Genomic DNA, 20,081 nt, shown 5'->3' with positions numbered 1-20,081 from the left:
CTTTGGAGAACAACAAGCTGCAAAATAGCAAACCGCCGCCAGGAAGCGGGCTGGGCATGCGATCTAACTCTTCGTCGCAGCCATGTGTTTTTAAAGAGACGCTACGTCCTGCGAGTTCGCAATGGCGTACTTCGCGTCAGCCTTAGGAGCTAAAACCTAATCGCGCTCGCAAGAACGGCTCGATCCGACATGATCCCGCAATTGATAAGGTGGGAGTTTGCATGCGCGAAGCAGCCTTGAAGCCGGGCGCTCTTTCCAGTCGCGGTGCCTTACGCGCCGTCGGCGCAACAATCCTTGTTCTGGTATTTGCCGGCCTTTGCGGAAGGGTCCTGAACTTCCCCTTGAACCGTGACGAGAATCTCTTCGTGACGGTGTCAGCGATGAGCACGTTTGACAACCTCTACACGGTGCTCGGCTACAACCATCTTCCCTATCTGCCATGGCTCCTTGGCGCCATCTATCGTGTGACGGGCTCGGTTCATTACCTGCTGGTTGGACGCCTCCTCGTTCTCGCTGCATGGCTGGTTGCGATCCTTGGCTTACGCAGCATCGCGCGCCAGCAAGCTGCCGGTGCCGCCGTCTTCTGGGCCGCCACGTCGCTGTTGATCGGAAATATCCTTCTGCTTGGATCACCGGGCACGATGGTGACGAACAACTTCCTGCCCATTCCCGCAGCCATCTGGGCGTTCCGGTTCCTGCTCAAAGGGATGGACGAGGCCGCTCCGAAGCCTGTGTCCTGCGCCGTGGCGGGTGTGCTGGTCTCGGTGGCGGTCGGACTCAAAGCCAATTACATCTTTCTGGCGCCCCTCTTTGCCGCCGCTACCGTTCTCGCCCCTCTGAAGCGACCGCTGACGCAAAGATTGCTGCGCCAGTGCCTGGCACTTGCCATCGGCGGGATTCTCGGCGCGCTGCCTATTCTGATGCTCGTGGCTTCCGGCCCGCAGACGTTCTTCGCTCACACCCTGCGCTACTTCACCGAGATGCAGGCCATCTACTGGTCCGTTTCGACAGAGCCAAAGGTGACGAGCCTGGCCCAAAAGCTTCTCCTGGCGGAGAGCGTATGGGCAAGTGGGGCTAGTCTGCTCGTCCTCGCCGGCCTGTTCGTTCTTCCGGCTCTCCAGCTTGCGCGCGCAGAGCGACCGGGCGGCCGCCTGGTCCTGGGCTGGCCCGTATGGCTTGCTGCCGCGCTTTCTTTATGCGGCATCATCGTCGCATTCGTTCCGACGCCGTCTTTCCCGCAGTATTTCGTCCCGCCTATTCCGTTCCTCCTGATTGGTCTGATCCTCCTTCGCGCGCCCACCCGCCAGGACAATCCCGAGGCGGCGGACGCCATTCTCGTTGCGCTGGGGCTGGTTGCGCTTCTCTGCAGCGCCACGCGGCTCGCCCCCGGCCTCGTCGACTTTGTTCGTCCCGGGAATTGGCGCAGCATCACCATTCACGACGAGATGCGTGGAATGTCCCGGCGCGCGGGTGTACGGGAAGGTGAGCTGGGCGTGACATTGACCCCCGTCCTTGCGCTTGAAGCCGGTCTGAAAGTGCCGCCCCAGTTTGCGGCGGGCCAATTCGTCTACCGCGTCGCCGACTACCTGCCCGCCGACGACAGGCCCTACTACACGACCACCTCGCCTACCCGATTGCAGGAATTTCTGAACGCCTCTCCTCCCGCAACCATCGTGATCAGCGGCGAAGAGGATATCGAGGAGCCCTTCGAACACTACGCCCGCCGCCATGGCTATGTGGAGTTCACCGGCTCCAGACCTGAGGGGCCAAGGCTATTCCGGCGGGCTATTTCGACTGCAGCCGTCAACGCTGATCCCGCACCGTAGCCTTTTGGCACCCGGCACCAGCTAAAGCTGCCTACCCCGGAAGAACACTTCTCGATGCAGGCCCTCTGCTCTTAGGCTTGGACCACAACCGGCGATCGGCAGATGCCGCACCAACTCCGGAGGATAGCACATGAAAGTTGTCTTGCTTGCAGGTGGCCTCGGGTCGCGATTGGCCGAAGAAACCGGACGCATACCCAAGCCCATGGTGGAAGTGGCGGGCAGGCCGATCATGCTCCATGTCATGGACATCTACGATCGCTGGGGCCACAACGACTTCATCATCGCCTGCGGATACAAGGCGATGGCCATGAAGAGCTTCTTCCAGGATCTCCACCTCATGTCCAACGACTTCACCGTTGGCATCGGCAATGGTGAGATGGCGCTGCGTCCGACATCGAAGGTGGACTGGCGCGTATCCGTCGTGGACACCGGCCTTGCGACCATGACCGGCGGGCGCATACGCCGCCTGCGTGACTGGCTTGACGATGAAACCTTCATGGTCACTTATTCGGACGGCGTCGGCAACATCGACATCGATGCGCTGCTCGCCTTTCATCGCGCCCACGGCAAGCTGGCGACAGTGACTGCAGTGCAGCCGCCCGCCCGCTTCGGCAACCTGGAGATCGAGGACGGCCAGGTGACCGACTTCACCGAAAAGGTGATTAAGTACGAGACCTGGATCAATGGGGGCTTCTTCGTCTTCGAACCCGGTGTTCTCGACTATCTCACGGGCGACGAGGAGCCACTGGAGCAAGCCCCGCTTGCTCGCCTTGCACGCGACGGACAGCTGATGGCCTACAAGCACAAGGGCTTCTGGCACCCGATGGACACGGTTCGCGACCGCGACACCCTCGACAAGCTGGGTTCGGCGTCGCTTCCGCCATGGATGGACTTTGCGAACGGCCAACCGGTCCTTTCCACCGACGCCAGGTTGCACCAGCATGCCTGAAGCCTCCCATCTCGCACCATCTCTGACGGACAGCTATCGCGGAAAGCGGGTTCTGGTAACCGGTCACACCGGCTTCAAAGGCGGCTGGCTCGCCTTATGGCTTAAGCGCCTCGGTGCGCACGTCATCGGCGTGTCACTTGAGGAGCCCGCCGCCAAGGACGCCTTTTTCCATGCCACGCGGCTGCGCGATGCGATAGACCATCGGCTGGCCGACATTCGTGATGCCGAGGCTTACGCGGCCGCCACGTCCGACATCGATGCCGACATCGTTTTCCATTTGGCAGCCCAAGCGCTCGTGCGGCCCTCGTATACCGATCCGGTCGGCACCTTTGCTACCAATGTTGCCGGAACAGCGGTCGTCCTTGAAAACGCCAGGCGCATGCCCTCCTTGCGCGCGGTCGTGGTCGTAACCAGTGACAAGTGCTATGAAAATCTGGAGTGGCATTCACCTTACCGGGAGAATGACGCGATGGGCGGATCCGATCCCTACAGCGCGTCCAAGGGCTGTGCGGAACTGCTCACAACCTCCTTCCGCCGCTCCTTCTTCTCGGATCCCGTCGGCTGTCAGCTTGCCACGGCAAGGGCGGGGAACGTCATCGGGGGCGGAGACAGGGCTCTCGATCGCCTCCTGCCGGACATCGTGAAGGCCACGCTTGCGGACGCTTGCGTGAAGATCCGCTACCCCGCCAGCGTGCGCCCCTGGCAACATGTGCTGGAACCGCTTTCCGGCTATCTTCTGCTCGGCGCTCGGCTCCTGGGCGAGCAAGGCCACAGGTTCGCGGAGGCTTGGAACTTCGGGCCGAGCGCCGAAGGATTCATCGACGTGGAAACGCTTGCGCGGTCCTTCCAGCGTGCCTGGGGACAGAACGCAGCTCCCATCACCTTCGACAAGCAAGTGACAGACCCTCACGAAGCGGTCCTCCTGACCCTGGACAGCAGCAAGGCTCGTGCCCGGCTGCACTGGAAGCCTCGCCTGTCCACGGCTTGGGCGGTTGCCATGACGGCGGACTGGTACCGCACCTGCGCGCAAGGCCGCACTGACATGCGCGCCTTCAGCGAGGAGCAGATCGAATTCTATTCCGGCGAAAGCCACGTTGAACTTGATGATAGTGTCGCAAGAAAGGTTCCAGCATGCGCGTAAACTACGGCCAGACTGTACATGGCGAGGAAGAGATCGCGGCGGTGGTCGAAGTCTTGCGAACATCGACGCAAATGGGCCCGAAAGTTCGTGAGATGCAGGAGAAGGTTGCGGCACTCTTCGCCAAGGATCACGGCATCATGGTCAACTCCGGTTCCTCGGCGAATTACCTTGCCGTAGAACTGCTCGACCTGCCGGAGGGTAGTGAGGTCATCACACCGGCGCTGACGTTTGCGACTACTGTCGCGCCCATCGTGCGTTCGCGCCTCGTACCGGCCTTTGTGGATGCTGCACCCGGCACCTACAACATCGACGTGAACAGCATCGAGGAGATGATCGGGCCGAAAACGAAGGCCATGATGATCCCGTCCCTGATCGGCAACCTCCCGGACTGGGATCGCATCCGCGCGATCGCATCGGCACACGGGTTGCTGGTGATCGAGGACAGTGCCGACACTCTCGGAGCGACCCTACGAGGGGAGAGCACCGGCACGCGGTCGGACATTTCGACCACGAGCTTCTATGGCTCGCACGTCATCAACGCGGGCGGCAACGGGGGCATGCTTTGCGTGTCCGATCCGGATCTGGCCCGCCGGGCATTGCTGCTCCGCTCCTGGGGGCGGACAAGTTCGCTGTTCGTGGACTCCGAAAGCATCGAAAAGCGTTTCAATGTTGCCCTTGATGGCATCAGCTATGATGCGAAATTCCTGTTCGATGAACTTGGCTTCAACGTGGAGCCGTCGGAGATGGGTGCGGCGTTCGGACTTGTTCAGTTGCAAAAGCTGCAGAAGAACATCGAAGCTCGGGAATACAACTTCGAGCGCCAGTACCGCTTCTTCAGCCAGTACGAAGACTGGTTCGAGCTTCCGCGCCAGATGCCGGACTCTCGCACCGGTTGGCTGGCCTTCCCGCTGACGATCCGCAAGGACGCTCCGTTCACCCGGCGCCAACTGCAGATATGGCTGGAAGAGAGGGACGTGCAGACCCGTCCGGTGTTCACCGGCAATATACTCCGGCAGCCTGCCATGCAGTCCGTCGTAAGCGCGACATCGCGCAGCGGCTATCCGGTTTCGGACGATGTGATGCGGGGCGGCATTCTCCTGGCCTGTCACCACGGACTCGAGGACGCGCAACTCGACTTCATGCATGAATGCTTCGAGGACTTCGTGAAGACCTTTTCGGTGACAGCGACGCTCGAAAACGCCGGGGCCTGACACCTGCACGTCCGGGTGCCGTCGCTGCGATGGCACCCGTGGAAAGCTGCCCCGCCGAAAGCATCGAATGCAAAGCCAAGCCTCTGACCGAGTTCCGACCGGTCAGAGGCTTTCCTCGTAACAAAACGCGATCGTCGCGGGGGTCGCTATCGTTGCCTGAACACGACGAACCGCGTCAGAATGAAAAGCACGACAGCATAGGAGCCTATCGCCGCACCCTGAACAACGGCGCTGCTCTCGTATCCGATTGCAAGTCCGGCTGTGACTACGGCAAGGTTGGCGAAGAACGCTGTCAGGAATGCGCAGAGATACAGTGACGCCTCCCGAAGCGATCTGCGGGTGCGCGCACGGAACGTCAGCGATCGGTGCAGTAGGTAGGATATGGGTAGACCAAGGACGAACCCCAATATGTTTGCTGCATAGTCCCCCAGGCCTCCTTGAAGTCCGACAAGAATGATCCCATACCCGAGGCCGGTATTGGCCATCCCCACGAGGAGGAAACGTGCCACCTGCCCGACGTCGTCACTCCACTTCGATGCCGGCACCGCATTCCCTTCCTTCATCGATCAACGGGGGCCGGGCGGAAGCACCCTGCATGCCGCAGCAAGCATCTCCCGCCGGGCAAACGCATCATGGGAGCGGCCGATGCCCGACCGCTCCCATGATGTACCTGGGCGTCCTTTTGCGAAATATCAGCGCGCGAGCCCGCCCGGCCTGCGCCTCAGAACGAACTCGCCAGTGCCAGCGACGGGGCCTTGGACGTGATCTGGTCAATGATCGCCGGGCTGAGCACATCTGCACCGACGCGATCACGGTATTCCCGGAACTCACCGGCATTCGTCACCAGGCCCTGATTGACAGCCCAGATCGCGGCCTGCGTACGGTTCTGTACCATGAGCTTGCGCAGGATCGCTTTCACGTGCACCTTGACGGTGGCCTCGCTGATGTCGAGGCGGTAAGCGATGACCTTGTTGGGATAGCCCATTACGAGACAGCGCAGCGTATCAATTTCACGCTCGGACAGAAGTTCGCTTAGCTGAACCTGCACTTCCGCCTGGTTTTCGGAGATCATCTGGGTATTCGGCAGATGCTGCAGGAGAATGCTTGGCAATACCTTTTCACCGTTGTTAACGAGCCGGAGGCAATCGATCAGCGGTCCTGCCCCGATTTCCTTCAACAGATAAGCGTGGATGCCGCAGTGGAATGCTTCCACCATCTGCTTGAAGTCGAAGCTGTCGACCATCAGGACAATGCGAGCGTCCGGAAGCGAGGTCTTGAGCTGCGCCAAATCATGAAGGAACCCTTCCGAGGACTTCACATCCACGATCGCGAGGCCGACTTCAGCCGTCGTGTTGCAAGCTGCTTCATACGTTGAAAAGAAACGGTGATCCTTGAATTCCGATTCACTGAGGATCCGGCAGATGCCTTCCCTGACCAGCGAATTGAACCCAATGATGGAAACTTCGATGCTTTCGTGATGTGCCATCGCCCTACCTCCTTGATCATGGAACCTCATGACGACCCGATTGCTGCCCACTCGAAATCGGCCGCCCGCCTCTTTTGAGGTCTGGACGAAAGTGGTTTTTGATGGAGAAAGCCTGTCGAACGCAGGAGCCGCCGCTCAGGCAGCTCGTCCGAATGACGAGAGACCCCTCCCCACACCTTCAAGGGCCTCCCGCCTTATGCAAATAGACCTAAACACAACGAGGTGTCGGAGTCGATAGATGCACTGCGACACACCGCGGCATGATACAGTCCATTTCGGATCTAATTTGTTCTTAAACAGATAGTTGACGCAAATCGCTGTTCTATTTCAGGTGGGAAAATCCCCCCCCTGTCCTCTCCCGGAATGACCAACAGGTCGAAGTAGGTAGGACGACAACCTGCATCATAGTTTTTCGTACTTAAGAAACTACGGTATTTCAGGGCACTACAGCTGCCGCCCTGCCGAGCGATGACCCCATTCCAGATGGATCGGTACGCCGTCTCGACGAACTCAAATGGAGCTGCCCTCGCTGGCCGCAAGGCGATTCTGCGCTGCCTCAAACGATTCGTTGGCATGAGAGACCGGTCATCCGGCAAGAACGGCGTAACGGGTCCCCATTGGTTGACCTCTAAAGGGACGATTGGCGGGGCTGCGCGGAGCTTTATCATCTCTGGTCGGAGGTGCTCTCGGTGTTGAGGACCAGCCCCTCCTCATAATCCTCGGCCCCGTGGCGGAGGCTCTCCTTCAACACGGTTCAACCGGAGGTCAGACGAATGCGCATCGGAATAGTAGGGACAGGCTACGTCGGGCTCGTTTCGGGCGCTTGCCTTGCCGATTATGGCCACGAAGTCGTTTGCATCGATACCGATCAGGACAAGATCGCAAAGATCGGTCGAGGTATCATGCCGATCTTCGAGCCCGGTCTGGACACCCTCGTTGCCTCCAATGTCGCGGCGGGTCGCCTCTCCTTCGCCACGGATATCCGGCCGGCCCTCACCGACGTCTCCGCTGTGTTCATTGCGGTCGGTACGCCTAGCCGGCGGGGGGACGGTCACGCCGACCTGAGCTACGTCTATGCGGCGGCACGCGAAATCGCGGCGGAGATGAGCGGCCCCGGAGTCATCATCACCAAGTCCACCGTACCCGTCGGCACAGGCGATGAAATCGAGCGCATCGTTGCCGAAGTCGCGCCCGGCAAGAGCATCGCCGTTGCCTCGAACCCGGAATTCCTGCGGGAAGGCGCAGCGATAGAGGACTTCAAGCGCCCGGACCGTATCGTGATTGGATGCGAGGACGAACTTGCCGAAGCCATCCTCACGGAAATCTACCGTCCGTTGTCTCTCAATCAGTCGGCGCCGGTGCTGGTGACGCGGCGGCGGGACGCGGAACTGATCAAGTATGCCGCCAACGCCTTCCTTGCCGTCAAGATAGCCTACATCAATGAAATAGCCGACTTGTGCGAAGCCGTGGGAGGCGATGTGCAACAGGTCGCAAAGGGCATCGGCTTCGATCAACGAATTGGTTCCAAGTTTCTGAACGCCGGCCCCGGCTACGGCGGCTCCTGCTTCCCGAAGGACACCCTTGCCCTTCTCAAGACGGCGGACGACTATCAGGCCCACCTGCGCATCGTCGAGGCGGCGGTGAAGGCCAACGACCTGAGGAAGCGGGCGATGGCCCGAAAGGTGATAGGCGCTCTGGGAGAAGCGCGAGGACGCACGGTGGCGTTGCTGGGCCTCACGTTCAAGCCGAACACGGACGACATGCGCGATGCTCCATCCCTGGCGATCGTGGCAGCCTTGCAGGACGCTGGCGTGAACGTGCGCGCCTACGACCCGGAAGGCATGGACCAGGCGCGGGCAATGCTGCCGGGGGTTGCGTTCTGCACCTCGGCCTACGAGGCCGCAGATGGCGCCGATGCCCTCGTCCTTGTGACGGAGTGGGATGAATTCCGCGCGCTTGATCTCGACCGGATGACTCAGCTGCTGGCGCGCCCGCTGATGGTCGACCTGCGCAACATCTACAAGCCGGAAGAAGCTCGCAGAGCCGGCCTTTACCTGGTGGGCCTTGGCAAACCGAACTCGGGCCCGGTACTCGTCGGTGGCAGCCGGGCAGTCGCGTGAGGCAGGCGCAGCCTGCTCTAAGGGATAGGCTTGGCTCATTGAGCCAAGCCTGATGGCCAGTTGACCCGGAGGCCTTTGTCACATCAGGTGGTTTAAACCTGGAACACACAGAGCGGCGTCCTCAATCACCGCCACCGAAAGACCGCCATGGAATCTCTATCAACGAGCGAGCCTGTCCGCCCGCTCATTCACATCGGCTTCCACAAGACCGCTTCCACCCTCCTGCAGCAGGCGCTGTTCGCCCGCCCAGACCTTGGGTTCGAGCGTCCGTACAACGATCGGAAGTTCATCCAGGCGGATTTCGTCCGTCGCGGGCCCTTCGACGGCGTTCCTATCGAACGACAGGTCGAATATCGCAGGGTCGCGCAGGAAGCGGCCGAGGCCGGACGTACGCTCGTCATCTCGCACGAGCGTCTGTCCGGCTATCCCGGGACCGGGGCCTTTGACGGGCCAATCATCGCACAGCGGCTGAAGGAAACTTTTCCGGACGCGCGCATCCTGGTGTTCGTTCGAGAACAGCTTGAACTGATTGCATCGTACTACCTTCAGTATATCACGGATGGCGGCGCCCTGTCGTTCCGGCGGCTCGTCACGCGGATCCAGCCCGGGATGTATCGCAAGCCGCAGTTCGATCTCGACGTTTTCTCGTTCGTGAAGACGATCAACCACTATCGCTCCCTGTTCGGGTCCGACAATGTACTGGTGGTGCCTTACGAAGCCTTGCGGCGGGATGGTTGGCAACTGGCGCGAACCATAGCGCAGTACGCCGGCCAGGACCCCGCAGGCATACCCGCCAACATATTCGATAGCCGCGCCAATTCCGGCATGCCCCTGGTTATGCAGATGGTCCGGCGTCACCTGAATGGCTGGATCAATCGCAATCAGTTGTCCCTGCAGGCGCCGATTTCTTTCGGTCCGTTCAATCGCTGGTATCAGCGCCTACGTCCGGCGTTTGAATTCACCCGCGCCTTGGAAGGACCTCTGCGGCGAAAGCTTGAGCGGGAGGTGCGAGACTGCGTCGGTAATCGCTATGTGCAGACAAACCGCGAGCTTCAGATCCTGACCCCTTATGACCTCCAGCTGTTCGGCTACCGGATGGCGGATGGCCCGGTCGGCTCGCCCGCAGGCGCGCAGCGGCTAGCCCGGCTTGATCCGACCGGCCGCCTGGTCCCGCTGCCATGACAGTCGGACGGCAGATACACCATCTCTTCGATGACTTCGAGCATCCTGCCCGTTCGAGATCGCACGACTTCGCGACACACAGGAATTCAGGTGTATAAAGGTCTGTAGATACCTTCATCAGCCCCCTCCCGCTAGCATGTGAACAGCTGGTTGGAATAGAAGAAGGGGGTGCTGTCAGTGACAGCTTTGGGAAAGATCGTAGCAGCTCGTCGGGATCGCGAACAGGACCGCAAGCTTCTGACACTGGACGAAAGCCTTGCGCTCGATAACGCAAAGGCGATGGCGCTCTACGGAGCGCACCTCAACCGCTACATGCTGCAGGTCTTCGATGTTCTTGGACTCAAGGACATGGATGTAGCCAGTGCGCAGGGTTCGACGATCACCTTGCGCGATGGGCGTACGATCCTCGACTTTTCCGGGGGCTTCGGCGTGCTGGGCCTTGGCCATAACCATCCCCGCGTGCTCGCTGCGGAACGGCGGTGCCATGAAGAGCGAGTGCTCGACTGCATCAAGATTGCTCCGCACAAGTTGCAGGGGGCCCTGGCCTACAACATCTCCCGCTTCCTTCCCGAACCGCTCGACGTGTCGTTTCTGGCCGTTTCTGGCGCTGAAGCGAACGAAGCAGCGATGAAGCTTTGCGAACGTATTCAGACGCCAAAGGGCAAGACCAAGTTCGTGTGCATGCAGGGGGCTTTTCACGGCAAGACGCATGGCCCGCTCTCCGTCACCACGGCAACGGACGTACAAAGCGGATTCATAATGGGCGTGCCCAAGGAAAACGTGATCCACTGCCGCTACGGCGACATTGATTCCGTCCGCGAAGTCATCGCGCGGGAGAGCGGCGGCGGAAAAAACCCGATCATCGCCGTCATGATCGAGACGCTTCGCGGTACATCCTGTGAATCGCCGCCGCCTGGTTACTTCGAAGAACTTGTGGACCTCTGCCGCAAGGCTGACATTCTGACGATCTTCGACGAAGTTAAGGTAGGAATGGGCCGAACGGGCCGGTTCTGTGCCTTTCAGTTCGAAGACGCGGTGCCGGATGTAGTCACGCTTGCCAAGACGCTGGGCGGCGGCAAACGTGAAGTCGGTGCGATGGTGACGTCACAGGCCTTGTTCGATCAGGCTTATGGCAGTACTCAGACCTGCAACCTGCACAGTTCCAGCTTCTCAGGGATGGGCGGCAGTTGCGCCGTCGCCATCGAGACGCTCAATGTCATCGACGAAGAGCATCTGATCGAGCGCGCGGCGCGAGTTGGTCGGTATCTTCGCAGCGGCCTAGAAAAACTGCAGCAGAAGTACCCGCGTCGTATAGCCTCTCTTCGAGGAAAGGGTTGCTTTCAGGCAATCGAATTCGCGTTCGGGCAGGAGACGGCCGGCAGGTTCCTTGATGTTCGCCGCAACCCTCTGTTCGTTACCTGGGAGACGGTCCTGATCGGCGCACTGACCCGGGAACTGTTTGATCGGCACGGCATCCTCGTCCACTTTCAGCCCGGAGCGCGGGACCTCATCCACCTCATGCCTCCATTCATCGTGGAGGAAACCGAAATCGACCGGCTTCTTGTCGCGCTCGACGACGTACTCGATCGCGGCATAGCCGATGCGACGGTGCGCTTCGTCATCAAGAATATAAAAAGGGTGGTGGGCTGATGGCTTATGCACTCACAGGATCCCCACGGTTCCTCCGGGCCTCGTACGGCGGCTCTTCTCTGGATCTCAGCCTCTCCCGTTCGGCGCTTCTCGCAGCATCCCTCCTCCTCTTCGCGGCCAATACACGCCACGGACTTGCTATTCAGCCGGACTCCACTCGCTACATGGGGATCAGCCCGGTTCCCTACGATGCGCCGGTTTATCATTGGCTGCTTACAGGGGGCCTCAGCCTCGATATTTCCCTGAGCGCGGCAGCGACGGCAATCGCCCTGCTGACCCTCGTTGCTAACGTGCTTCTCATACACGGGCTCGTCCTGCGCGGCAGCGGAGACTGGCGCGTGGCTGCGGTCGGGGCGGGGTTAGCGACGTTGGCGCCCCAGTTCGTCGGCTTGCATGCCTCCGCCATGTCGGAAGCGCCCTTTCTCAGCTTCCTGCTTCTAAGCATCTGGTGCGCTCTCAGCTATCTGCAGAGCTTCCGGCGCACGGATCTCGTCCTCAGCGCCGTGCTGCTCGGCGTTGCCAGCCTGACGCGCTTCACAGCCCCCCCGCTCGGAGCCGCAATCGCGGCAGCCATACTCCTCGACAGGCGCCGCGCTCTCCCTGATCGTCTGAAGGACTGCCTGCTTCTTGCTCTCGTCAGCGGGGGGATTTTCTTCTCCTGGGTAGCCTGGAGCCAGATCAGTTCCGGTCGGTCGATCGGACGAGAGCTCGCGTTCTACGGGAACATGGGAGCAGCCGAATGGCGGGCAAGCCTCGATGCATTCCTGGCCTGGGTGCTGCCCGGACGCTTCGGCCTGACGCTGCGCCTGACGCTGCTTCTGGTGGTTCTGGGCACGGCATTGATGCAGGTCCGACGCGAGGTCGACCACCATCTCGACCGGCAGTCGCTGCCGGAGGGGCAAGCCGGCAACAGGGCAGCTTTGACCATCATTCTGGGGGGCATGTTCGTCGGCTATCTCGGCTTCGTGCTTCTTTCCACCACGATAGAAGCGAACCTTACGTTCGACGGACGCTACGCACTTCCCGCCTATATCTTCCTTGTCATGCTGCTGTCCGTCCAGTTCACGCGGCTTGAGGAAGCGCCAAGTCTAAGGACGTTCCTCCTGGCTATGGCGGTGGTGGTAGGCCTCTCGCACGGCGTGCGAACCGCTGCGCATACGCTGAAGACGGCGCGGGATGGCGGCGGCTACAACGCCGACATATGGCGCAATTCGGCGACCATCGCTGCTGTTCGCAAACTTCCCGCCGACGCGGTGCTCTATGCGAACGGTCCTGACGTGACCGCCCTGAAGACGGGGCGCAAGACCTTTCTCTCGCCCCAGACGAAGCAATACCGCACCGATCGCCCCGAGCCCGGAAACGAGCTGCCCGCCCAGCTTGCCCGCATAGAGCTCCAGGCTAGGACGCGCCCAGTCTTCCTCGTCTTCTACGACCATCTCGACTGGCGGTTCTACCTGGCTTCGGAGCCCGAGCTGGTGCGCCTGCTCTCCCTGCCCCGTCCCGCCCGCTTTGACGATGGCCGCATCTACCAGGTGCCTGACGGCGCAGCCGCACAGCAGGCACAGCCATGACCCGCCTCACCCCGAGCCCGGAGAACGCCGCAATGCAACCGGCCCTGCAAGGAACGAAACCTTCCGCCCGCCTTCTGGATTACCTGACGCTAGCGCGGTTCGATCATGCCACCAAGCATGTCTTCATCATACCGGGCCTCATCCTGGCCTATGCCCTGCGGGAGCCATCGCTTGCCGACGCCCCTCTGCGCATCGGCATCGGCGTCCTCTCCGCGATCGCCATCGCATCGGCTAATTACGTCATCAACGAATGGCTCGATCGGGAGAGCGACGCCCATCACCCGGTGAAGTACCGCCGCACGGCCGTGTCGCTGCAACTCGCGCCCGAGATCGTCTACCTTCAATACGCGATCTTCGCCGTCTTTGGCCTTCTTCTCGCGTCCGTGCTGGGCAGCGCCTTCCTTGTGACCAGCGCCGCCTTCCTGCTGTCCGGCCTCGTCTACAACGTGCGGCCCGTCCGTTCGAAGGATCGACCGTTTCTGGACGTAATCTCGGAATCGGTGAACAATCCGATACGCCTGGGCCTGGGCTGGTTGATGATGGATCCCACCAGCCTTCCCCCCGCCAGCCTCATGCTGGCGTACTGGACCGGAGGCGCGTTCCTGATGGGCTCGAAGCGCCTGTCCGAATACCGCGACATCACCGCGGGTGCGGGAACGGAGGTGCTCCGCCGCTATCGCAAGTCATTCGCCGGTTACACGGCTGAAAGCCTGATCGTGAGCTGCCTTGTCTACGCGATGCTCTCCTCCTTCTTCCTCGCCGTGTTCCTGGTGAAGTACCGCATCGAATTTGTGCTGGCGCTCCCCTTCATTGCCATGCTGTTCGCCTGCTATCTGTGGCTTTCGATGCTGCCGCATTCCATCGCGCAACGCCCCGAACGCATGTTCCGGTCTCGCCGCCTGATGAGCACGCTTGGTCTCGCCCTGACGGTGCTCACCGCCCTGTCGTTCCTCGACATGCCGGGCCTCGATCAGCTGACCAACCGAAGCTTCACGCCGGTGGACATGCAGCGAAAGGCACACCCATGAGCGAGGTTGACTGGCAGGACATCCGTCTCACCATCTTCGATCTTGACGGCACCCTCTACGATCAGCCGCCTCTACGGCGTGCCATGGCCTGGAGCCTTCTTCGGGACGCAGTGCGCAAGCGCAGCCTCCGGACGATCCTTATTCTGCGCTGCTTCCGCAGAGTGCGCGAGCGTCTGGGCGAGCAGACCGCCGGCACCGGCTGCGGCAACTTCCTGCGCGAGCAGTACCTGGAGACGGCCGTCGCCTGCGGGATCGACGAAGGTGAAGTCCGGGCCTGCGTCGAGGAGTGGATGGAGCGGCGTCCTCTCGCGCTCCTGTCGCGCTACAAGGCGGCCGGGATCGATGACCTGTTCGCCGCGATACGCGCGACCGGGCGCGCGGTTGCCGTGTGGTCGGACTATCCCGTCGCGGCCAAACTCGCCGCATTGGGTCTTGAGGCTGATCACGCGATCTGGGCGGGTGACAGCGCCGTGGGGCGTCTGAAGCCGGACCCCAAAGGATTGCGAATACTTCTTTCACGCGCCGGCGTGCCGGCGCGCGAGGCAATCGTCATCGGCGATCGCCGGGACCGGGACGTGGCACCTGCGATCACGGTTGGCGCCAAGGTGCTCCTGCGATCCTCCCGCCGCTTCCGTGCGCTTCCCTCGTTCTGGCGCTTCGACGAAGCGATCTTCTCCGGCCTTCACAAGGAGACAGGCCATGGTTCCGCGATTTGATCGCACGGTCTGCAGCCTCATCGACGTGCTCGTCGGTGAAGTGAACCCGGAAGCGGACCCATTCCAGCGGCGGCAGGTGGCGCACTACGTGCTGGCGACAGTCGCAGCGATGCCTGACCATTTCCGCCTCGGTTTCCGGATTCTCGGCATGATCTTCGAACTGGCGGCGATACCGCTTTGCGGGCATCGGTTCTCAAGCCTGTGGCCAGACGATCAGCGGGCTTATGTGGAGCGCTGGCGCCGCTCCCGCGTGAGCGTGCAGCGCGCCATGATCGCCTTCTACACCGCGTTCGCGACCCATGGCCTCTACCAGTATGTCCAGACTGCCCGCAGCTGCCGGCCGCTGGCGACATGAGCCCCTTGAGGCCGAGGCGGACCGAGACGCTGATCATAGGATCCGGCCCAGGGGGCGCCGTGACAGGCGCCGTCCTCGCCGAGGCGGGCCGGGACGTCCTCATGCTCGAGGAAGGCGCCGATCTGGCGCTTGATGCGGCCGCGCCGTTTTCCTGCGATGAGATGCTGCTGAAATACCGCAACGCCGGGGTGAGCGTGGCCTTGGGCAATAGCAAGCTTGCGTGGGTGGAAGGCCGCTGCGTGGGTGGGGGAAGCGAGATCAATCGAGGCCTCTACCACCGCACGCCCGAATACATCCTGGAGGAGTGGACGCGGCGTTTTCAGGTGAAGGATCTGCAGCCCGCAGTGATGCGGCCGCATTTCGAAGCCTGCGAGACGGTCGCCCGAGTGGAGTACGCGCATCACCGGGCGCCTGAAATCTCCCGGCGCCTGCAATCGGGAGCCGAGGTGCACGGCTGGCATGCAGGGGAAGCCCCCCGGCTGTACACGTACTCGCCGGAAGAGGCTCTTCGCTCTTCCGCACCGCCCGGTGGCAAGCAATCCATGTCCGCCACGTTCGTGCCGCGCTTCCGCCAGGCCGGTGGGCAGCTCCTGTCCTCCACCCGCGTCCGACGCCTGCGCCGGGAGGGATCGTTCTGGATCGCCGAAACCGAGCAGCGGGGTGCCGATGGTGGCCGCCATCGTTCGGAGGTCAGGGCGGACCGCATCGTGGTCGCGTGCGGGGCCGTGCAAACGCCCGCCCTGCTCCGGCGCTCCGGGATGACGCGCAACATCGGCAACACGCTGCGATTTCATCCGATGGTGAAGGTCGTCGCCGACTTTGGTGAGATGGTGAACCGCGCGGGCGACTATGACCCGGTCCACCAGATCCGGGAGTTCGAGCCCCAGATCGGAATGGGCTGTTCCATCAGCACTCCAGCGCAATTGGGGATGGCTCTGGCAGGCCAAAAGGATGCGTGGTCGCTCGTCAGGGAGCACTGGCAGAACATGGGCCTCTACTATGTACAGAGCAGCGGTGGCAGTGCCCGGGTCCGCAACGTGCGGGGCTTCGTTGATCCCATGGTGCGCGTACGGTTCGAAGAGGACGACCTTGCACTTCTGGCCGTGAACCTGGCCCGTCTCGCCACGGCTCTCTTCGCGGCAGGAGCGCGACGCATCTATCCGTGCATACCGGGCTATCCAGTGCTGGAAACCCGTGCAGACATCGCCTCCCTCCCCGACAAGCTTCGGCCCGCAGACGGAAGTCTCACCTCCGTCCATGTCTTCTCGTCCTGCCCGATGGGAGAGGATGAGCGGGTCTGCGCCGTAAACTCGTTCGGAGCGATGTTCGGGACGGAGGGCCTGTACATCAACGACGCTTCGCTTCTTTGTACTCCAACCGGAGTCAATCCGCAGGGCACCGTGATGGCCGTCGCGCGTCGCAACGCCATCGCTATGCTGGAGCGCCGGAGCCGATAGCGTTCGTGCCCCTTCTGAACTCGGCTGGTCGGGTCAGGAGGAGCCAGGCGATCCCGAACAGGACCGTTGGCAACCACAGCAGAAGGTGCGCCAGAAGAACGACCGCTGCTGCCGCTTCAGCCGGGACTCCGAGGACCGTGAACGACAGTACGCCGGCAGCGTCGTAGGATCCGAAATGGCCGGGCAGGGCAGGAACCAGTGTCCCGAGGGTCGCGAGGCCGAAGGCCACCAGAGGCTTCAGCCCATCCTCCATCGTCCCGCCGAGGCTCATCCAGGCTCCGACCATGACCAGGCTTTCGAGCAACCAGAGCGCGACGGATACCGCCAGCAGCGCCGCCATTCGCCCAAAGCCACCCAGTGCCTTCAGCGCCAGAGCCAGGGACCGGGCCGCATCGGCAAGGCGCTGCAGCCACGCACGCTTCGTACGGGCCGCCAGCACAGTGCAGATCCCACTCGTCGCGCGCGGTGCGAGCAACACGATCACGCTGGCTCCTGCGGCGACAGCAAGAACGCCGGCAAGGTCATGCGCAATGCTGGAGGGAAGGTCGCTCCGCGCGAGCCACACAGCGCCCCCGGCGACGACCAGGATCGCCGCCAGATCGAGCAGCCTCTCGACAATCATCGCTCCGATCACGGCGGCCCCCGGCAGGCCAAAGCGCGTGTGGAACCAGTGAATGCGGAACAGGTCTCCGAGGCGAAACGGCAGTATGTCGCTTATGCCGAAGCTGGCGATGAAGGGGGCAACCGTCGGACGAAGCGCAATGCGTTTCGTCTCACCCGGCTCCAGCAGGTACCAGAAGCGCACGGCGCGCAGCACGAAATCCATCGCGTAGGCCAGCAGCGCGAGAAACAGAGGCGCCAGTGTCGCGCGAGCGAGCAACGCACTCACCTGCCCCAGGTCGATCGATGTCCAGAGCAGCACGAGGAAACCGGCACCGAGGACCACTCCGGCTGCGGCCGGGAGGATCGTGCGCGTTCTGGACGCCCCTGCGGCGCGATCGTTCACTCCTGCTCCGCCTGATGCCGGACAAACAGAGTCGCAAGCGTGGTGCGGCTCGAAATTCCCAGTTTCCGGTAGACGTGGTGGAGATGGATGCTGACGGTACCCTCGGTTGATCCCACGGCTGCGGCGATGGCCTTGTTGGAGTATCCCCGGCAGACAAGCTCGCTGATCTCCCGTTCGCGCGGCGTCAGCGTTGCCAGCGCCCGGCCCGGGTCGTTTCCACGCTCCTGCCGGGCCCGCGCAACCATCTCTTCAGGCAACCATCGCTCACCTTTGCCCACCTCGCGAAGGCAATTGACGAGTGTTTCGGCAGCGAAATCCTTCAGCAGGAGGCCGCTGACGCCAAGGCTCAGCGCTTCGGCGACCTGACGGCCGGACATGGTGGCGCTGAGGAATACGACGCGGACCGGCCAGCCCCGCTCCTGCACCGTTCGCAAGATGGCCATGCCGCCGAGATCGGGCATCATCAGGTCAAGCACGGCGATCTCCGGACGCAGATCACGGATCAGGCCAAGCGCCCGGACGCCGCTGCCGGTCACCCCGACCACGTCTATGCCCGGCGTCGCGCCGAGAAGGTCCTCAAGGCCACGGAGCAGCAGGGGATGGTCGTCCGCCACGAGTACGCGCTGGTTCACGCCGCAAGCTCCTCGACAGGCACAACAAGACGCACCGCGAGCCCGGGTGCCTGGTCGGACAGCGACATGGCGCCGCCCAGATGATGCATCCGCGCGCGCAGCGACACGGATCCGGTACCGTCACATCGCGGGTCCAGCCCCGATCCGTCGTCCACCACCGTCAACTCGATTGCCCCGCCACGCATCCGGGCGCTCAGGTGGACGCTGGAGGCAGCGCCGTGACGGACCGCGTTGGACGTCGCTTCCGAGAGAAGCTGCATAAGGTCGTAGACGAGGCGGCGCGGAAGCAGCATGGAACCACCGCGCCAGTCGAAGCGCACCGCCACCTCCCACATTCGTGAAAGCTCGTCGGCATGAGCGCGCAGTTCTTCGGCCACCTCCACCCGTGTATCGACGGCGGTATCGCGATGGTCTTCGACGAACCGCCGGATGCGGCGTTGCTGCTCGAGCACAAGCTTCTCAATTTCCCGCAGCCTTTCGGCATCGGCGGGGGTGACGGCGCCCAGTGCATGAAGCCTGAGACTGGTGGCCGTCAGATCCTGGAGTACGCTGTCGTGGAGATCCTGCGCCAGGCGGTTGCGCTCGGCCGCCCGCACATCGTCCGAATGCCTTGCGATGAGGTCCAGCCGCTCCAGCTCGGCACCGATCCGCGTCGCGATGATCTCGCTCAGCGCGACAGCTTCCTCCCAACGGCAGTTCGGCTCGAGCAGCAGCACCGCCCCTCCCAGGCGCAAACCGGAAAAGCCGGCGGAGACCACGAATGAGGAAGACAGAACCTCCGGAAGCCCCAGTCGGGTGAGTGCGTGCGCCACTGCCTGCACCTCACCGTCCCGGAGCACTCGCGCGGTCGCGCAATCGTAGGCGCCCGAAATAGCGGCATCGATCTCCGCGCTGCTGAGTGCAGCGCTGAGTTCGCGCAGGTCCAAGTCCGGCGTCTGCCAGCTCGCTAGAAACGCCTGGTCGGTCTCGTGTTCATGCCAGACGACGATGATGTGCTTACTTCCGATCACACTGCCGGCGTGAAGGCACAGCTCCTTCAGCCACGTGCGGCGGCTTCCAAGGGCCGGCTCAAGCGGCCAGCGGGCAAGCCGGGTCAGCCTCTGCCGGCTGCTTTCGCGGTACGCGCCGAAATAGCCGAGCATGAGCGTCGCGAGCAGCAGGAAGGCAGAGCGAACAACCAGAAGGTTGACTTCGGATTCTCCGTCCAGAATGTCCGGAATGCCGATGGCATACAGCACGAGCTCCAGAAAGAACGCGCCCAGTATGGCGCCCCCCAGTCCCCAGCGCATCGTCATCGCCATCAGCGTGAACGGGAGAAACACGAAGAACGGACTGGTGAGCTCGTTCGTCAGCAGTGCCAGACAGCCGAAGATGACGGTATCGAACACATGGCTGAACAGATGCGCCGGACTGTCCACCCTTCGCCTGGACGGCGCCAGCAGCATCAGCGCCGAATAGCCGAGATAGAAGGTCAGAAGGTAATGGACTTCGGTGTGGTAGAGGTAAGGCTGCGTGGGATCCAGCCAGATCGCCAAAACCGCGAAGGCCACCGTCATGAACCGGCCGAAGCTGATCAGGCGGTTCGGGTCCGACGCCAGAAGAGTGCTTCGCGCCGTCTCCAGCTGTGACCATAACCAGCGGGGCTGGGCGAAGATCGGTCCCTTCAATGCACGTCTTCTTCGTCAGCCTGCGGCAGCCCGGATCCGCATCATCCGGAACTACCACAAGTCTGTCGAAGGTGCGGGGTGCCC

The 20,081-nt window shown here is 62.3% G+C and carries 17 protein-coding genes; 12 read left to right on the top strand and 5 right to left on the bottom strand.

Annotated elements, in window-relative coordinates; translation table 11 throughout:
* Window positions 1-221: 221 nt before the first annotated feature.
* From QOL62_RS11220 to QOL62_RS11205, 4 genes are all read left to right on the top strand, one after another.
* Window positions 222-1,826: a hypothetical protein gene (locus tag QOL62_RS11220; RefSeq protein WP_283406289.1), complete on the top strand. Its 1,605-nt coding sequence runs from the start codon at window positions 222-224 to the stop codon at window positions 1,824-1,826.
* 130 nt (window positions 1,827-1,956) lie between these two features.
* Window positions 1,957-2,775 (top strand): glucose-1-phosphate cytidylyltransferase, encoded by an 819-nt coding sequence (gene rfbF, locus QOL62_RS11215; protein ID WP_103730821.1) that lies wholly within the window; start codon window positions 1,957-1,959, stop codon window positions 2,773-2,775.
* The gene (gene rfbG, locus QOL62_RS11210; RefSeq protein WP_283406288.1) at window positions 2,768-3,916 is read left to right on the top strand and encodes a CDP-glucose 4,6-dehydratase; all 1,149 of its coding nucleotides are present in this window, start codon (window positions 2,768-2,770) and stop codon (window positions 3,914-3,916) included. Before rfbF ends, rfbG begins: the two co-directional genes overlap by 8 nt.
* Window positions 3,907-5,127, top strand: coding sequence for a DegT/DnrJ/EryC1/StrS family aminotransferase (locus QOL62_RS11205; RefSeq protein WP_283406287.1), 1,221 nt, complete (start codon window positions 3,907-3,909; stop codon window positions 5,125-5,127). The genes rfbG and QOL62_RS11205 overlap by 10 nt, the downstream gene beginning before the upstream one ends.
* A gap of 146 nt (window positions 5,128-5,273) precedes the next feature.
* On the opposite strand, the gene QOL62_RS11200 is transcribed toward QOL62_RS11205, so the two are convergent.
* Both QOL62_RS11200 and QOL62_RS11195 read right to left on the bottom strand, forming a co-directional pair.
* The gene (locus QOL62_RS11200; RefSeq protein WP_283406286.1) at window positions 5,274-5,690 is read right to left on the bottom strand and encodes a GtrA family protein; all 417 of its coding nucleotides are present in this window, start codon (window positions 5,688-5,690) and stop codon (window positions 5,274-5,276) included.
* A gap of 158 nt (window positions 5,691-5,848) precedes the next feature.
* The gene (locus tag QOL62_RS11195) at window positions 5,849-6,664 is read right to left on the bottom strand and encodes a LuxR C-terminal-related transcriptional regulator (protein WP_103730817.1); all 816 of its coding nucleotides are present in this window, start codon (window positions 6,662-6,664) and stop codon (window positions 5,849-5,851) included.
* A gap of 722 nt (window positions 6,665-7,386) precedes the next feature.
* Between QOL62_RS11195 and QOL62_RS11190 the strand changes: the two genes are divergently transcribed.
* The 8 genes from QOL62_RS11190 (at window position 7,387) to QOL62_RS11155 (ending at window position 16,692) form a co-directional block, all read left to right on the top strand.
* On the top strand, window positions 7,387-8,733 hold the full coding sequence (locus QOL62_RS11190; RefSeq protein WP_283406285.1) for a UDP-glucose dehydrogenase family protein: 1,347 nt from the start codon (window positions 7,387-7,389) through the stop codon (window positions 8,731-8,733).
* A 147-nt stretch (window positions 8,734-8,880) separates the two neighbouring features.
* Entirely contained in the window at window positions 8,881-9,915 is a 1,035-nt protein-coding gene (locus QOL62_RS11185) for a hypothetical protein (RefSeq protein WP_283406284.1), read from the top strand.
* Window positions 9,916-10,101: 186 nt separating this feature from the next.
* On the top strand, window positions 10,102-11,565 hold the full coding sequence (locus tag QOL62_RS11180; protein ID WP_283406283.1) for an aspartate aminotransferase family protein: 1,464 nt from the start codon (window positions 10,102-10,104) through the stop codon (window positions 11,563-11,565).
* The gene (locus tag QOL62_RS11175; RefSeq protein ID WP_283406282.1) at window positions 11,565-13,136 is read left to right on the top strand and encodes a glycosyltransferase family 39 protein; all 1,572 of its coding nucleotides are present in this window, start codon (window positions 11,565-11,567) and stop codon (window positions 13,134-13,136) included. Before QOL62_RS11180 ends, QOL62_RS11175 begins: the two co-directional genes overlap by 1 nt.
* A complete protein-coding gene (locus tag QOL62_RS11170) occupies window positions 13,133-14,164 on the top strand; it encodes a UbiA family prenyltransferase (protein WP_199183883.1) in 1,032 nt (343 codons plus the stop codon). The genes QOL62_RS11175 and QOL62_RS11170 overlap by 4 nt, the downstream gene beginning before the upstream one ends.
* Window positions 14,161-14,880, top strand: a complete 720-nt coding sequence (locus QOL62_RS11165; protein WP_103730811.1) for an HAD family hydrolase — start codon at window positions 14,161-14,163, stop codon at window positions 14,878-14,880. Before QOL62_RS11170 ends, QOL62_RS11165 begins: the two co-directional genes overlap by 4 nt.
* Complete coding sequence (locus QOL62_RS11160; RefSeq protein WP_283406281.1) at window positions 14,864-15,235, top strand: hypothetical protein; 372 nt, start codon at window positions 14,864-14,866, stop codon at window positions 15,233-15,235. The genes QOL62_RS11165 and QOL62_RS11160 overlap by 17 nt, the downstream gene beginning before the upstream one ends.
* Entirely contained in the window at window positions 15,232-16,692 is a 1,461-nt protein-coding gene (locus tag QOL62_RS11155) for a GMC family oxidoreductase N-terminal domain-containing protein (RefSeq protein ID WP_283406280.1), read from the top strand. The genes QOL62_RS11160 and QOL62_RS11155 overlap by 4 nt, the downstream gene beginning before the upstream one ends.
* Here QOL62_RS11155 and QOL62_RS11150 read toward each other — a convergent pair.
* From QOL62_RS11150 to QOL62_RS11140, 3 genes are read right to left on the bottom strand one after another with little or no spacing between them, the layout of a single operon-like run.
* Window positions 16,667-17,698 carry a lysylphosphatidylglycerol synthase transmembrane domain-containing protein gene (locus QOL62_RS11150; protein WP_283406279.1) on the bottom strand — a complete coding sequence of 344 codons (1,032 nt, stop codon included), beginning with the start codon at window positions 17,696-17,698 and terminating at the stop codon, window positions 16,667-16,669. The genes QOL62_RS11155 and QOL62_RS11150 overlap by 26 nt on opposite strands.
* A complete protein-coding gene (locus tag QOL62_RS11145) occupies window positions 17,695-18,330 on the bottom strand; it encodes a response regulator (protein ID WP_283406278.1) in 636 nt (211 codons plus the stop codon). Before QOL62_RS11145 ends, QOL62_RS11150 begins: the two co-directional genes overlap by 4 nt.
* Window positions 18,327-19,997, bottom strand: a complete 1,671-nt coding sequence (locus QOL62_RS11140; RefSeq protein WP_283406277.1) for a sensor histidine kinase — start codon at window positions 19,995-19,997, stop codon at window positions 18,327-18,329. Before QOL62_RS11140 ends, QOL62_RS11145 begins: the two co-directional genes overlap by 4 nt.
* Between the last annotated feature and the right edge of the window lie 84 nt (window positions 19,998-20,081).

The sequence above is a fragment of the Novosphingobium panipatense genome (genome assembly GCF_900182875.1).
Lineage (GTDB): Bacteria > Pseudomonadota > Alphaproteobacteria > Sphingomonadales > Sphingomonadaceae > Novosphingobium > Novosphingobium panipatense.
This window is presented reverse-complemented; position numbering and strand designations above follow the sequence as displayed.

What these genes read in the sequence shown, in the direction of transcription:
- QOL62_RS11220 (WP_283406289.1), top strand. Translation starts at nt 222, where the DNA reads ATGCGCGAAGCAGCCTTGAAGCCGGGCGCTCTTTCCAGTCGCGGTGCC.
- rfbF (WP_103730821.1), top strand. Translation starts at nt 1,957, where the DNA reads ATGAAAGTTGTCTTGCTTGCAGGTGGCCTCGGGTCGCGATTGGCCGAA.
- rfbG (WP_283406288.1), top strand. Translation starts at nt 2,768, where the DNA reads ATGCCTGAAGCCTCCCATCTCGCACCATCTCTGACGGACAGCTATCGC.
- QOL62_RS11205 (WP_283406287.1), top strand. Translation starts at nt 3,907, where the DNA reads ATGCGCGTAAACTACGGCCAGACTGTACATGGCGAGGAAGAGATCGCG.
- QOL62_RS11200 (WP_283406286.1), bottom strand. Translation starts at nt 5,690, where the DNA reads ATGAAGGAAGGGAATGCGGTGCCGGCATCGAAGTGGAGTGACGACGTC.
- QOL62_RS11190 (WP_283406285.1), top strand. Translation starts at nt 7,387, where the DNA reads ATGCGCATCGGAATAGTAGGGACAGGCTACGTCGGGCTCGTTTCGGGC.
- QOL62_RS11185 (WP_283406284.1), top strand. Translation starts at nt 8,881, where the DNA reads ATGGAATCTCTATCAACGAGCGAGCCTGTCCGCCCGCTCATTCACATC.
- QOL62_RS11175 (WP_283406282.1), top strand. Translation starts at nt 11,565, where the DNA reads ATGGCTTATGCACTCACAGGATCCCCACGGTTCCTCCGGGCCTCGTAC.
- QOL62_RS11170 (WP_199183883.1), top strand. Translation starts at nt 13,133, where the DNA reads ATGACCCGCCTCACCCCGAGCCCGGAGAACGCCGCAATGCAACCGGCC.
- QOL62_RS11165 (WP_103730811.1), top strand. Translation starts at nt 14,161, where the DNA reads ATGAGCGAGGTTGACTGGCAGGACATCCGTCTCACCATCTTCGATCTT.
- QOL62_RS11160 (WP_283406281.1), top strand. Translation starts at nt 14,864, where the DNA reads ATGGTTCCGCGATTTGATCGCACGGTCTGCAGCCTCATCGACGTGCTC.
- QOL62_RS11155 (WP_283406280.1), top strand. Translation starts at nt 15,232, where the DNA reads ATGAGCCCCTTGAGGCCGAGGCGGACCGAGACGCTGATCATAGGATCC.